The organism is Pseudomonas sp. SZ57 (assembly GCF_009495975.1).
GTDB lineage: Bacteria > Pseudomonadota > Gammaproteobacteria > Pseudomonadales > Pseudomonadaceae > Aquipseudomonas > Aquipseudomonas syringae.
In genome coordinates, this window is sequence record NZ_WIBD01000002.1 from 649323 (window position 1) to 663291 (window position 13969).

Sequence of the window (13969 nt, forward strand, 5' to 3'; positions counted from 1 at the left end):
GGTTGAATCCTTTGAATGAGCGCTTCAGATCGATCAGAAATGGGTGAAGGTCAGGCCGACCTTGTAAGTCGGGCCGTACTCTTCGTACTGGCCGTTGTAGGCACGATGGCCGCTGTAGACGAAATACGGCTGATCGGTGAGGTTCTGCGCTTCGAAGCTGACCTTGAGGTTCTTCGTCAGTGAGTAGCGCGCGCTGAAATCAACGAAGGTCTGCGCGTCCACGTACTGGTCATGGTCCTTGTCGCCGATCGCCGCCAGCTCGTAGAGGTAGGCCGACTTGTAGTTGGCGGACAGACGCAGACTGAGCTTGTCGTTCTCCCAGCCGAGCATGACGTTACCGACGGTTTTCGACTGGCTGGGCAGGTCGATATCGCGCGTGCGATTGGTGCCGGTACTCTGGTCGAAACCGTTGATGCTCGCGTCGGAGCGGCTCAGCGTGGCGTTGGCGCCCAGCAGCAGACCGTTCCATGGCGCAGGCAGCCAGTCGAGTTTCTGCGAGTAGGCCAGCTCCAGGCCATACAGCTTGGCCTTGTCGCCATTGGCAAAACTATTGGCTTCGGAGAAGTTCGCCCACTGCCCGGTGCCTGCCAGGTCGGTGTTGTAGACGAAATTCTGGATGTCCTTGTAGAACACGAACGCCGACACCGTGCCGGCGCGGCCCATGAAGTGTTCGATGCCCAGGTCGAGGTTGCTCGACTCAAGCGGCTTGAGATTCGGGTTACCGAAAGACGCTTCGTCATCGTCGATCACAAAACCCGGTGCGAGTTGCCCGAAGGTGGGACGTACCACGGTTTTGGTCCACGCGGCGCGCAGCTGGGTACTCTTGTCGATCTGATAACGGGCATGCAGGCCCGGCAGCCAGTGGTGATAGCGACGGTTGGTGGTACTGGACTCGAACGCGCCATCACGCACACCGGTGCCCTTGGCGTCCATTTCAGTGCCTTCATAGCGCAGGCCGGCGATGAAGCGCCACTTGTCGACATCCAGGGTATTCATGAAGTAACCGGCGTTGATGTCTTCGTTGATCTTGAAGTCATTGGCCCGGCTTTCCGCCTCGTCGTAGGCATCGGCAGCGTTCAGGCCACCGATCAGCCCCTTGATTGCACCGGGGCTGATGCCGCTGCCAAAGTTACCCAGTCGGTAGTCGATGTTGCCTTTCTGGAACTGCGTCAGGTTGAGTTGCTGGTCGCTGAAACCCAGATCATCGAAATCCTCGTATTTCCAGACTTCCAGGTCATTGCTCTTGTCTCGGCGGCTGACCTTGCCGCCAAACTTGAATTGCGAGGCGTAGCCCTTGAAATCGTAATCGCGGGCCAGGTCCAGACGCAGGTTCTTCTCGGTGTCCTTGGTGTACTGCTTTTCCCAGTCGACCTTGTCCAGGGTGAAGTTCGAGTTGTCGTAGAACGCGGAGCCGACAATAGGCCGCGGCTTGTCGCGGTCATAGAAACCGCTGTCGGCAAAATCATCGTTGCCGACGAACGTGGCGCCTGCGATATGGCCAGGGCTGTCCTCGCTGGATTCGCTGTAACCGGCCTGGCCGCTGAGGGTCCACAGGCCGACCATGCGCTCGCCACCGAACACGTAGGACTGGATTTCCTGGGTTTCCGTACGCGCCTTGAGCTTGCGCGTGCCCTCGGCATCGCCTGTCTGCCCTGCGCTCTGCGCATCGGCAAACTCGAAACCGTTGGTGGTGCGGACCTCGTCGTCCTTGAAGCGGCTGTACAGGGTGCGCAGGTAATACTTGCTGACGTCATCGGGCCGGTAATCGAAGTTCAGCCCGCCACCGGCGCGCTCGCGACTGATGTCGTAGTCGCGCTGTTCGAAGGATTGCAGCCGCGCGCCATCCCAGTCACCGCCGGTTTCGACGTTGTCGGAGCCGAAGTCACGCTTCTGCCAGCTCAGCGCTGCCGCCACGCCGAAGTTGTCGATGCCGTCGCCGAGGCTGAAACGATTGCTTGCCGCGCCGGAAAACTTGGGGCTGGTCTGACGGGTGTTCTTGTCGTAGCTGGCCTCGCTGCTGCCGGTGTAGAACAGGCCCTTGTGGTCGAAGGCCGAGAGGCTCTCGACATCGATGGTGCCACCCAGCGAATTGGCGTCCATGTCCGGGGTCAGGGTCTTGATCACTGACAGGGACTGCACCAGTTCGGCGGGCAGAACATCCAGTGCCACGGCACGTCGATCACTTTCCGGGGCGGGCACCATGGTGCCGTTGATGGTCACGCTGTTCAGGTCGGGGGCCAGGCCACGAACGGTGACAAACCGCCCCTCACCCTGATCGCGCTCGACGCTGACGCCCGGCAGGCGCTGTACTGCTTCGGCAACGTTCTGGTCCGGTAACTGCGCAACACCGTCGGCATGCACCACGCTCTTGATGCTGTCGGAGCTGCGTTGTTCCTTGAGCGCGTTGTCGATGCTCGCCGCCTGCCCGACCACTTGCACGTGCTCGGTGGTATCGGCTTCGGCGGCCTGCAAACGTTCGCTGCCGATTGCAAACGCCAGCGCGCTGAGTGTGAAACCGACCAGTTGGGCCCTGCTGCGACGCCTGTGCATGTAAGTCCTCCCCCATAAACCCGACAGACCAGGCAAATGGCCCGGCAACTGGAGGCGCAAGCTAGAGTCGTGCAGTGACGGTTCTGTGACAGGTAACGGGCTCAGGGGCTGAAAACAGCGGGTTTGAGGGGAATGGGGCAAGTAAATGAGCTGATTTGACTTTCCGGCGGGGCTGGAGCTGTAGGTCTTACTAAGGCTCGGTGTGTCTGGCACATCGTATGCGCCGATTCTACTGTCGGTTCCCGACAGATCGCGAGCAAGCTCGCTCCCACGGCCGCTGGCCAGAATCAAACGCCGACATGCAGGTAACTCTGATGCGACACAACCTCATGCGTTAACCGCAACCGCTGCCAACGCAGTATTTCTCGAACGCGATGGCACTGACGACGCAGCGCTTTTCGATCGCGATGGCACTGACGACGCAGCGCTTTTCGATCGCGATGGCACTGACGACGCAGAGTGCGACGTTAGTGACGGCTGAGTCCTCGCGCTGATCCGGGGTGGCGTACACGTCAGATGCGAAGCAAAAACCTGCAACACACGTGAGCTGATTCGACCTTTCGCGGTCCGCGTTACCCGTCACCTAAGTGTCATGTGCATCTGTTCTGCTGGCCGATAATCAGCACCTCGGGAGCCGTCTGTTCATGTTCAGGATCATCCAACCTCATCGCTGGAAACTCGCCGTGCTGATGGTCGCCTCCAATCTCGGCCTGCTGGCGTTTCTGGCATTCGGCACGCTCAAACATGTCAGCGAATGGCAATGGCTGGACATCGTCGGTGAAGGTGGCTCTGCCCTGCTATCGCTGGTCTGGCTGTTTCTGGTGTTCAAGAGCAGACCGGCCGGCCGGGTGACCAATTACCTGTCGATCGGCCTGAGCTGCGTGTTCTTCTCGTGGTGGATCGACGCGCTCGATGAGTTCATCCGCCTGCCCGCCGCGATCGAATGGGATCACTGGCTGGAATCCGGCCCGATGCCGGTCGGCCTGATCCTGCTGACCCTGGGCATCTACCACTGGCATCGCGAACAACTGGCGATCAGCGCACAAATGGAAAAACGCGAGCGCGGCTTCCGGGAACACCGGCTGTACGACAAACTCACCCCGCTGGGCAGCGCCGACTACCTGAAGCGCCAACTGGTGGTCAGCCTGGAACAGAGTGTCTGCCAACAGCAGCCGCTGTCGCTGCTGGCGCTGGACGTGGATGGTTTCAGCGCGATCAACAATGCCTTCGGGCATGCCGAAGGCGACGAGGTGCTGTCGGCGCTCAGCCACTTGCTGGTACTCAATCTGCGCCGCCAGGACCTGCTCTGCCGTCTGGCTGGCGACCGCTTTGTGGTGTTATTGCCCAACACCGGAGAAAGCCAGGCAAAGCTGCTGGCGCTGGAGTTGCAGCAGGCGGTCGCCAGTCTGGCGCACAAGACCCGGCAACAGGGCGAACGCATTCACCTGTCGGCCAGCGTGGCGGTCGTCATGGCTCTCAATGAAACGCCGGACAACCTGCTGCGCCGCCTCAATCTGTCGCTGGCCCGCGCCCGACGCCCTCTGACCTGCACTGCCTGAGCGCCTGCCATGACGCTTAAAAGTGACTGGTATGAAATCGACAGCCGCTTCATCCCCGGCCACTACCAGCCGGCGACGCTGATTGATCTGGCCTTGTCGCGCGGCATTGACAGCCATCGCCTGCTCAAAGGCACCGGGCTGTTCTACGAGGACATCGTTGCGGGCAAGACGCGCCTGAGCCCGCAACAGTTTTTCGTCCTGATCGGTAACGCGCAACGTCAGATGGAAGCCGACGACACCAGTTTCCTGTTCGGCCAGCGGCTGTTTCCCGGCCACTACGGCGCGGCCAGTCACGCGCTGCGGCATGCGCAAAACCTGCATCAGGCGCTGGAGATACTGATCCGCCAACAGGCGCTGCTCAGCCCGCTGCTGATACCGCGTCTGGAGCTGGACGAACAGTTCGCCTATCTCTACTGGCTGGACAGTTGTGGTGCAGGTGAACAGCAGCGCTTCCTGCTCGAAGCCGGCATGACCGCACTGGTGGCGATGAGTCAATCGCTGAGCGGCGAGCGTTTGCCATGGGAATGCAGTTTCTGTCACGAAGAGCCACGCTACATCGAGCAGTACTGGGTTCATCTGGGCGAAAACACGGCATTTGGCCGCCCGCTGGACATGATGCGCCTGCCCAGGCATTACCTCACCCATGCCTGGCCTGGCGCCTCCCCCATCGCCGTGCAGGTCGCGCAACAGGAAGCCGACGGGCAACTAGCAGCGCTGGGCATGTCGTTCAGTCTGCTGGACCGCTTGCACCAGCACCTGCGTGAACATGTGCGACAGGCCACCAGCCTGGAACAGGTCGCTCACGCTTTCGCCATGAGCCCGGCCACGCTGAAGCGCAAGTTGCACAAGCACGGCACGCACTTTCAGGCGCAGCACGATCTGGCCCGCAAGCACGTCGCGTTGTACCTGTATCAGATCAAGGGGATGAGCAACGAAGCTGTGGCGGACTACCTGAACTTCAACGATCCGGCCAATTTCCGCCGCTCGTTCAAACGCTGGACTGGCAGCACGCCTACCCTGATCCAGCGCTTGTTCAACTTCGACTGAACACGCCTCAGCGCTGCACGCACAGTTTGTAACCCAGGCCATGGGCGGTGTGCAGCAACGGCGTGTCGTGGCCGCCATCGAGTAACCGCCTGAGCACATGGATATTGCTGCGCAAGCTGCTGCTGTTCGGGGCATCACGGCCCCAAAGCGCCTCTTCCAGCTCGGCCCGCTTGACGATATGCGGGCTTTTGCGCATCAGCAGTTCCAATAGCTTCATGTTGGTCGGGTTGAGCTTCAAAGGCACCCCTTTGCGGGTGACCTCCAGGGTGTCCAGATCGAACTGCAGGTCCGCAACCACCATCGTCCGGTTGTCCTGGCGCTGCCGTCGGCTGACGATCGCTTCTACCCTGGCGAGCACTTCGGACATTGCAAACGGCTTGGTGATGTAGTCGTCGGCCCCCACCTTGAAACCGGTGAGCCGGTCATCCAGTTCATCGCGCGCGCTGAGCATCACAATCGCGACTTCCGACTTCGAATACTGCCGCAGGCTGTGGCAGATCTGGTTGCCGTCGATGCCGGGCAGCATGATGTCGAGGATGATCGCATCGAAGCGTTTCGAGGCGGCCAGATGCAACCCGCTCAGGCCGTCCAGCGCCCCTTCTACCGCATGCCCCCTGAGCTCGAAGAACTCCAGCAGGTTGTCGTGGATATCACGATGGTCTTCAATAACCAGAATGTTCATTGCCGCGCCTTGTTATTTTTCTACCCGGCCGACCGGGCATCTGCTGCCAATGCGTCTGCAGGCCGAGTGCCGAATGCATCAGGTTTGTTGACGGCCACTGCCCGGCTAATCGGCTGTTGCAACCTCGATCGGCCATAGAAGCACAGGGCAACCAGCAGCGTGCTCAGCCACACCACGATACCCGCCCAGAAGGTGTGCGACATAAAGTGCCAGCCTTGCAGCACCCGCGTGGTGCCGTAGATCATCCCGAGCAGAAGAATGGCCGCCAGCAGGATATTCGAGTGCCGCCAGCAATAGCGACGAGCCACGAAATACAGGGCCAGCAGACTGAACGCGCTTGACGCATGACCGCCCGGCCAGCATCGCCCGGCGCCGGCCTCGTGGAGCAGGTTGAAGTTCCTGAACCACTCGATGTGCGCCTGGCTGCCACCGTACAAGGTGGTCTCGACGGGGCAGTAAACGCTGGTATGGCTTTTCAGGTAATGGATCATGCCGGTGCTCAGCGCAAAGGCGACGATGACGAAAAAGAAGTCCAGCCGGTGCCTGCGCGCAAAGCGCAGAAAGGTGCCCAACCGAGAGCCCGTCAGCCGCCTCGCGAGGCGCGAATCATCATATTTTTCCAGCAACGGCCAGACAAAGGACAGCATCGCACCGATGATCGCCAGTTCCCCGGTCCAGTTCGGAAGTATCCGCGCCCATCTGTGCGTGATGTTCTCGAACAGATGGCTCTGGCCGATGGGAAAGACCCCGGCCGTTGAGTCAAAAAACAGGTCAGTCAGTTGCCGGTCGATCGTGGTCAGGTCGAAAGTAACGAAGACCAGTAGAGCGAAAAACACCGGTACACCCAGGTTTATGCCGTAAAACCGCAGCCTGGCGCTGGAGGATGTCGTCAATTGAATTGCTCGCTGTTGAGGTTTGCCCATTGCCCGGCATTCAGGGAGCCGAGAATTTTTGGTGGGTGGCTGCCGTCTATTTGTACGAAAAACGCCTGGGCGTACTCACTGGAGCGCTCGCCGCCAGGTACGCCGGCCTTGCGTTCGAACTGGTCGATGCAGCCACTGTGAGTGACCAGTACCATGTTCTCGCCGCTGACCTTGTGGGCCTGCACAGCCTTCATGAAGCCGCTGTCACAGTCGTTGATCCAGTCCTCAGCGACCACCGCGTGTCCTGCCAGCAGTTGCGCAGTCTGTTGCGTGCGGGTCTTGGGGCTGGCGATCATGCGCGCGTGGTCCATGCCCATCTTCTGCAACCCGGCACCCACCGCCAGCGCGGTATCGCGGCCGCTGGAGGTAATGCCGTCGGCGTCGCTCATGCACGGGTTGCTTGAGCGGTCACAGCGTTCGGCGTGGCGAATCATCACCACCACATTGCCTTGTCGCCAGTGCTCGCGAAGGCCGGAAACGCTCAGGTTTCTACCGACCCCCAGGTCTACTACATGCACGCCGGAGAACGCCGAGTAGAACCACGCGCAGATAGCCATCAGCACGACGGCAACGGACATCGATACGATGTGCCGATGCAATTTGTAGCGCTGACTGATGCCCGAACGGGGAAGTACATTCTTGTTGATTATCGTGTTGGTCAAGGAACCACTCCTGCCATGAACCTATGTGTGGCGTTGACCCAGGGAGTGCCCGAGGTCTTCGCCGCTCCCATGCAGGCAAGATAGGTTCAGCATCGTCCCGATGCAGTGAAGAAGATGTGAAAAACGTGTTGTGGCCCAGCGCCATGTTTTTCACGCGAGCGCTCTGGAATGGGGGTTTGCGGTTTTACGGGCGTGAACATGAAGATAATTTAAGCGTTTTTGCCGAAAGTTCCGTGCTCATCAGGAGATTTTGAACTGGCCGACCGTCTGCTGCAGCGGCGCTGCAAAGGATTAGCCACTAAAACGCTTATCGTTTACCATGCCGCGCGTCGGTTTCCGAGAGGAACTAACAGGGAATTCGCGCGCCTTTTTCCACCAGGCGAAAAACGAAACTGCCCCCGCAACTGTAGGCACCGAGCCTGCTCCATGACTGCCACTGGATCGTGATCCGGGAAGGCCGGAGCCTGGCGATGACGTGTCAGTCAGGAGACCTGCCGACCCGATTCAACCAACTAACCGGCGGGGTGTCCGGGAAGGACATCCGCACGCGTCGGCGTTTCCTGCCGTGCCCGGTTATCTTCCGGGGATGTGTTTCCTGATGTGCATTGCGCCCTGGCACCTGCTCCAAAGGAGACCGCATTTCATGTCGCTGCCCCGCCTCGCCGCACTCGCTGCCAGCCTGACGCTGTCCACCCTGGCCCTCGCCGCCCCTACTCAGTACCCGCTGACCCTTGAAAACTGTGGCGCGACCCTGACCTTCACGCATGCGCCAACCAAGGCTGTGACTATTGGCCAGGCCGGCACCGAAATGCTTTACGAACTGGGTCTGGGTGACAGACTGGTCGGCACTTCGCTGTGGTTCAACAACGTATTGCCACGCTTCAAGGCGCAGAACGACAAGGTCGAACGCCTGGCCGACAACGAGCCCAGTTTCGAGGCAGTGATCGGCAAGCGACCGGAACTGGTGGCCGTGCAGCTGGAGTGGATGGTCGGCAAACAGGGCGTGGTCGGCACCCGCGAGCAGTTCCATGACCTGAAGATACCCACCTACATCCTGCCGTCCGACTGCGAAGGCAAGGACAATCTGGTCGGCGCCGATGGCACACGCCTGGAGCCATTCCGCATCGAGACCATCTACAAGAGCATCGGGCAACTGGCGCAGATTTTCGATGTGCAGGATCGCGGCGACGCGCTGGTCACCGACCTCAAGGCGCGCCTGAGCGCAGCGATTGCCAACGTCAGGCAGAACAAGGCCAACGACGTCTCGGCGCTGTTCTGGTTCTCCAGCTCAGACCTTGCCAGCGACCCTTTCGTGGCAGGCCGCAAAGGCATTCCGGACTTCATGCTCAACAGCCTGGGCATGCGCAATATCGTCCAGTCCGACGAAGAGTGGCCAACCGTGGGCTGGGAAACCATCGCCAAGGCCAACCCGAGCATTCTGGTCATTGCGCGCATGGATCGCCGCCGTTTCCCGGCCGACGATTACCTGAAAAAAATCGAATTCCTCAAGACCGACCCGGTGACCCGCAACATGGACGCGGTCAAGCATGACCGGATCGTGATCATCGACGCCGAGGGCATGCAGGCTGGCCTGCGTCTGTTCACCGGGTTCGAGGAACTGGCTGACGCCGCCAACCGTTTCAACGCTGCCAAATGAGATTGCCGATAGCGTTGGTTCATGTGCTCTGGGTTTCGGCGGTGCTGGTGCTGGCGATCATGATCGGGGCCGCGATCGGCGAAACCTCGATCAGCCTGCAGGTCGTTTTTCAGGTGCTGGCCAACAAACTCTGGGCCGCCGGCTATGTGCTCGACCCTATCGACGAAGGTATCGTCTGGAACTACCGGCTGACCCGCGCCATTGTCGCAGCGGCCTGCGGGGCCGGGCTGGCGATCTGTGGCGTGGTGTTGCAGTCGCTATTGCGCAACCCGCTGGCAGACCCGTATCTGCTGGGGATTTCCGCAGGGGCCTCGACCGGCGCAGTACTGGTCGCCATTCTGGGCTTCGGTGCAGGTGCGATCTCGATGTCGGCGGGCGCCTTTGTCGGGGCCGTGGCGGCATTTTCGCTGGTCGCCCTGCTGGCGCACTCTTCACGTGGCACCACGGCAGCCGGGCAGATCATTCTGGCCGGGATCGCCGGTTCGCAACTGTTCAATGCCCTGACCTCGTTTCTGATCACCAAATCGGCAAGCTCCGAGCAGGCACGCGGCATCATGTTCTGGCTGCTGGGTAACCTCAGCGGCGTGCGCTGGCACTCGGTCTGGCTGGCTGTGCCGACGGTGCTGGTCGGTCTGCTGGTGTGCCTCTGGCACCGGCGAGCGCTGGACGCGTTCACCTTCGGCAGCGACTCGGCGGCATCACTGGGGATCGCGGTACGGCGCGTGCAGATCATCTTGATCGCTACCGCCGCGCTGGTCACCGCAGTGATGGTCTCGATTGTCGGCTCCATCGGTTTTGTCGGGCTGGTGATCCCGCACGCGGTGCGCATGCTGGTCGGTGTCCGGCACGCACGGCTGGTGCCGCTGAGCGCCTTGAGCGGCGCACTGTTCCTGATCGCTGCCGATATCCTTTCGCGCACACTGATCAAGGGGCAGGCGCTGCCGATCGGGGTGATTACCGCACTGATCGGCGCACCGGTCTTCGCTTTGATTCTTATCCGGGGCAACAGCACGCGATGAATGCCTTACCTCATCCGCTCAGTGCACCGGTGCTCGGTTGTTCCGGTCTGGGTTATTCGGTTCGTGGCGCGGCGCTGCTGCGCGATGTCGACCTGAGCATTGCCGCGGGTGAAACCCTGGCCGTGGTGGGTCCCAACGGCTCGGGCAAATCCACCCTGCTCAAGCTGTTGGCCGGTATTCAGAAGCCGGTCAGCGGCTCGGTCAGCCTGGGCGGGCAAGCACTTGAGTCCTTGAGCCGCAGGGACGTGGCGCGCCTGCTGGCGGTGGTCGAGCAGCAGGCTGAAACCAGCGACGCCGTGACCGTGCTGGATGCTGTCGAACTGGGCCGCACGCCCTGGCTGTCGGCACTCGAGCCGTGGAGTGCAGAGGACGATGCGATCGTTCGCCAGGCGCTGCAGGATGTGGACATGCTGCACCTGCAAAAACGCGCCTGGCACACTTTGTCCGGTGGCGAGCGGCAGCGCGTTCACATCGCCCGGGCGCTGGCGCAACGGCCGCAGATCCTTCTGCTGGACGAACCGACCAATCATCTGGACATCCAGCATCAACTGACCATCCTCGGCCTGGTCAGAGCCTTGCCGGTGACCACCGTGATTGCCCTGCACGATCTGAATCAGGCGCTGGACTGCGACCGTGTGGCGGTCATGGAAAAGGGTCGGCTGGTCGCGCTGGGTGCGCCGCTCGAGGTGCTGACCCCGGAACGTCTGCTGAGCACCTTCGGCGTCGTGGCGCACTGGCTGACCGACCCCAGTGACGGGGCGAAGATTCTGCGCCTGCGCTCGCGCTGAAACCGCGCCGATGGTCAGTCCGGCACCTACTGCAATCTGCAACAGGTGCACCGCGCGGTTTGTGGCACTACAATGCGCGCTTTGCCCGCAGCCGGATCCCGTTGCCATGTCGTTACCCAAGCACCACCTGGAATTGCTCAGCCCTGCACGGGATGTGACCATCGCCCGTGAAGCCATCCTGCATGGTGCCGATGCGGTGTATATCGGCGGGCCGAGCTTTGGTGCGCGGCACAACGCCTGCAACGAGGTCAGTGACATTGCCGAGCTGGTCAAATTCGCGCACCGCTACCACGCGCGGATCTTCACCACCATCAACACCATCCTCCATGACGACGAACTGGAGCCCGCGCGCAAGCTGATTCACCAGCTCTACGACGCCGGCGTTGACGCGTTGATCGTGCAGGACCTCGGGGTGATGGAGATGGACATTCCGCCCATCGAACTGCACGCCAGTACGCAAACCGATATTCGCACCCTGAGCCGGGCGAAGTTTCTCGATCAGGCCGGTTTCTCGCAACTGGTGCTGGCCCGCGAACTGAACCTGCAGGAAATCCGCGCAATCGCTGACGAGACCGACGCGGCCATCGAATTCTTCATCCACGGCGCACTGTGCGTGGCGTTCTCCGGGCAGTGCAATATTTCCCACGCGCAAAACGGCCGCAGCGCCAACCGTGGTGACTGCTCGCAAGCCTGCCGCCTGCCGTACACCCTCAAGGACGATCAGGGCCGCGTTGTGGCCTTCGAAAAGCATCTGTTGTCGATGAAAGACAACAACCAGAGCGCCAACCTGCGTGCTCTGGTGGACGCCGGCGTGCGCTCGTTCAAGATCGAAGGGCGCTACAAGGATGCGGGCTACGTAAAAAACATCACCGCTTATTATCGCCAGCGTCTGGACGAGATTCTCGAAGACCGCACGGACCTGGCACGTGCTTCCAGCGGCCGTACCGCGCACTTTTTCGTGCCGGACCCGGAAAAGACCTTTCATCGCGGCAGCACCGATTATTTCGTCAGCGACCGCAAGATCGACATCGGCGCGTTCGACACACCGACCTTTACCGGTCTGGCGGTGGGCACCGTTGAAAAGCTTGGCAAACGCGACCTGATCGCCGTGACCCATGAGCCGCTGTCCAACGGCGATGGCCTCAATGTGCAGATCAAGCGTGAAGTGGTGGGCTTCCGCGCCAACATCGCCGAGCTCAAGGGCGAGTTCGAAGAGGACGGCCAGAAGCGCTGGCGCTATCGCGTGGAGCCCAACGAGATGCCCGCGGCCCTTTCCGGCCTACGCCCCAATCATCCGCTGAACCGCAACCTGGACCACAACTGGCAACAAGCGCTGCTCAAGACCTCGGCCGAGCGTCGTATCGGCGTTAAGTGGCAGGTCACGCTGCGCGAAGATCATTTGAGCCTGAAAGCCACCAGCGAAGAAGGCGTGAGCGTCACCGTCGGCCTCGATGGGCCATTCGGCACGGCCAACAAGCCCGAGCAGGCGCTGGATCAGCTGCGTGACCTGCTCACCCAACTGGGCACCACGATCTATCATGCTCAGGACGTCAGGCTTGACGCGCCACAGGCGTTCTTCGTACCCAACTCGCAGCTCAAGACCCTGCGCCGCGACGCCATCGAGGCGCTGACCGAAGCCCGCATCAAGGCTCATCCGCGCGGCGGACGTAAGGCCGAGACCACCCCGCCACCGGTGTACCCGGAGTCGCACTTGTCTTTTCTGGCCAACGTCTACAACCAGAAGGCTCGCGACTTCTATCATCGCCACGGCGTACAGCTGATCGACGCGGCCTACGAGGCCCACGAAGAGACCGGCGAAGTGCCGGTGATGATCACCAAGCATTGCCTGCGTTTCTCTTTTAACCTGTGCCCGAAACAGGCCAAAGGTGTGACGGGCGTGCGCACCAAGGTCGCGCCGATGCAACTGGTGCACGGTGATGAAGTGCTGACCCTCAAGTTCGATTGCAAGCCTTGCGAAATGCACGTGATCGGCAAGATGAAAGGTCACATTCTCGACTTGCCGCTCCCCGGCAGCGCGGCGGCCAAATCGGTGGTCGGCCACATCACGCCGGAAGACCTGCTCAAGACTGCGCGCCAGCGTTCTCCGCACTGATCGGTACAAGGGGTTGGCGCCCTGCCAGCCCCTTTCTGTCTTCTGATAAAGGCCTCTTAAATAACGCGCTCCATATGAGTGGTGTTCCACACCGGATCGCTCTCCACATCGGTTACAGCAAAGCCCTGCTTCTCCCAGAAACGGATCGCGCCGGGCAGAAACGGATGGGTATGCAGGTACAAAACCTCTATGCCACCTGCCTCGGCATGGGCCCAGAGCGCCTGACACAAGCGGCTGGCCAGCCCGTCGCCACGAAACTCCGGCGTGACGAACAGACGTACGATCTCGACGGTTTTGCGCCCGCGGTAATCGAACTGCGGGAAACGATGATCGTATGGCAGGTAGCCCACAGCCGCGATGATCTGCCCTTCACTGCGGGCGATCAGAAACTTGCCGTCCTCACCGTTCAGATACACCTGCTCGAAACCGGCCAGATCGGGCGGAACGGTGACGGTGTCGAGCAAGGGGAAGATCCCGGCGCGCGCACGCATGACGAAATCGACGGTGTGCGGAATTTCGGAGGGGTGTACTTCGGTGATAGTGATGTTCATGAGCACGGACTTATTGGGCGAATTGCAGGGTGATACAAATGTTACGCCAGACTTGGGCTTCTGGACGCACGGCTTAACTATAGAGCAGGCGGCGCGGCGCAGAATTGTGACGCGGAGCGTCACGACAGGCATTCCCACCCGGAGCGCTCAGCGTACAGCGCACAGCTTTACAGCGCAGCCCCCTTGATGCGCACCAATGCAAGGCAGGAAAAATCCTGCGCCAGACGCCTTCGTAAACGCTACTCAGCCTTGCGGGCATTGCCAATTCGGGCTTGAAGCGCTGCCGGCGCAAGCTGGCACAACCTCTGCATAATCCTCAACAACCCCACCATGAATGTGGTCGGGCCGCCCCGGTTGATCGACGTGGATCGCCAGTCTCGCAAAGACCAGAGGGCTACTCGGGTGCTTCCGGCAACGT

The 13969-nt window shown here is 61.0% G+C and carries 11 protein-coding genes and 1 riboswitch; of the genes, 6 read left to right on the top strand and 5 right to left on the bottom strand.

Translation table 11 applies throughout. From position 1 onward, the window contains the following. Positions 1–33: 33 nt before the first annotated feature. Positions 34–2550, bottom strand: a complete 2517-nt coding sequence (locus GE543_RS02990; protein WP_153220621.1) for a TonB-dependent receptor — start codon at positions 2548–2550, stop codon at positions 34–36. Between the two features lie 644 nt (positions 2551–3194). Here GE543_RS02990 and GE543_RS03000 point away from each other — a divergent pair. After that, on the top strand, positions 3195–4109 hold the full coding sequence (locus GE543_RS03000) for a GGDEF domain-containing protein (protein ID WP_003411459.1): 915 nt from the start codon (positions 3195–3197) through the stop codon (positions 4107–4109). A gap of 9 nt (positions 4110–4118) precedes the next feature. After that, positions 4119–5156: an AraC family transcriptional regulator gene (locus tag GE543_RS03005; RefSeq protein ID WP_046235342.1), complete on the top strand. Its 1038-nt coding sequence runs from the start codon at positions 4119–4121 to the stop codon at positions 5154–5156. 7 nt (positions 5157–5163) lie between these two features. Here the strand turns inward: GE543_RS03005 and GE543_RS03010 are convergent, their stop codons facing one another. Genes GE543_RS03010 through GE543_RS03020 form a run of 3 tightly spaced genes read right to left on the bottom strand, consistent with a single transcriptional unit; the run spans position 5164 to position 7423 of the window. Beyond that, the gene (locus GE543_RS03010) at positions 5164–5838 is read right to left on the bottom strand and encodes a response regulator transcription factor (RefSeq protein WP_003417503.1); all 675 of its coding nucleotides are present in this window, start codon (positions 5836–5838) and stop codon (positions 5164–5166) included. 20 nt (positions 5839–5858) lie between these two features. Next, entirely contained in the window at positions 5859–6761 is a 903-nt protein-coding gene (locus GE543_RS03015) for a phosphatase PAP2 family protein (RefSeq protein ID WP_046235344.1), read from the bottom strand. After that, positions 6728–7423, bottom strand: coding sequence for a histidine phosphatase family protein (locus GE543_RS03020; RefSeq protein ID WP_003411470.1), 696 nt, complete (start codon positions 7421–7423; stop codon positions 6728–6730). Before GE543_RS03020 ends, GE543_RS03015 begins: the two co-directional genes overlap by 34 nt. Before the next feature lie 313 nt (positions 7424–7736). After that, a riboswitch (cobalamin riboswitch) is annotated at positions 7737–7937 on the top strand. A gap of 129 nt (positions 7938–8066) precedes the next feature. Between GE543_RS03020 and GE543_RS03025 the strand changes: the two genes are divergently transcribed. The 4 genes from GE543_RS03025 to GE543_RS03040 all read left to right on the top strand — a co-directional run bounded on the left by GE543_RS03025 (position 8067) and on the right by GE543_RS03040 (position 13000). Further along, positions 8067–9080 carry an ABC transporter substrate-binding protein gene (locus GE543_RS03025; protein ID WP_003417508.1) on the top strand — a complete coding sequence of 338 codons (1014 nt, stop codon included), beginning with the start codon at positions 8067–8069 and terminating at the stop codon, positions 9078–9080. Further along, positions 9077–10099 carry an iron ABC transporter permease gene (locus GE543_RS03030; RefSeq protein ID WP_004417354.1) on the top strand — a complete coding sequence of 341 codons (1023 nt, stop codon included), beginning with the start codon at positions 9077–9079 and terminating at the stop codon, positions 10097–10099. The genes GE543_RS03025 and GE543_RS03030 overlap by 4 nt, the downstream gene beginning before the upstream one ends. Beyond that, positions 10096–10887: an ABC transporter ATP-binding protein gene (locus GE543_RS03035; RefSeq protein ID WP_003417510.1), complete on the top strand. Its 792-nt coding sequence runs from the start codon at positions 10096–10098 to the stop codon at positions 10885–10887. Before GE543_RS03030 ends, GE543_RS03035 begins: the two co-directional genes overlap by 4 nt. A 106-nt stretch (positions 10888–10993) precedes the next feature. Further along, a complete protein-coding gene (locus tag GE543_RS03040; RefSeq protein ID WP_153220627.1) occupies positions 10994–13000 on the top strand; it encodes a U32 family peptidase in 2007 nt (668 codons plus the stop codon). A 56-nt stretch (positions 13001–13056) separates the two neighbouring features. Here the strand turns inward: GE543_RS03040 and GE543_RS03045 are convergent, their stop codons facing one another. After that, positions 13057–13551, bottom strand: coding sequence for a GNAT family N-acetyltransferase (locus GE543_RS03045; RefSeq protein WP_153220629.1), 495 nt, complete (start codon positions 13549–13551; stop codon positions 13057–13059). Between the last annotated feature and the right edge of the window lie 418 nt (positions 13552–13969).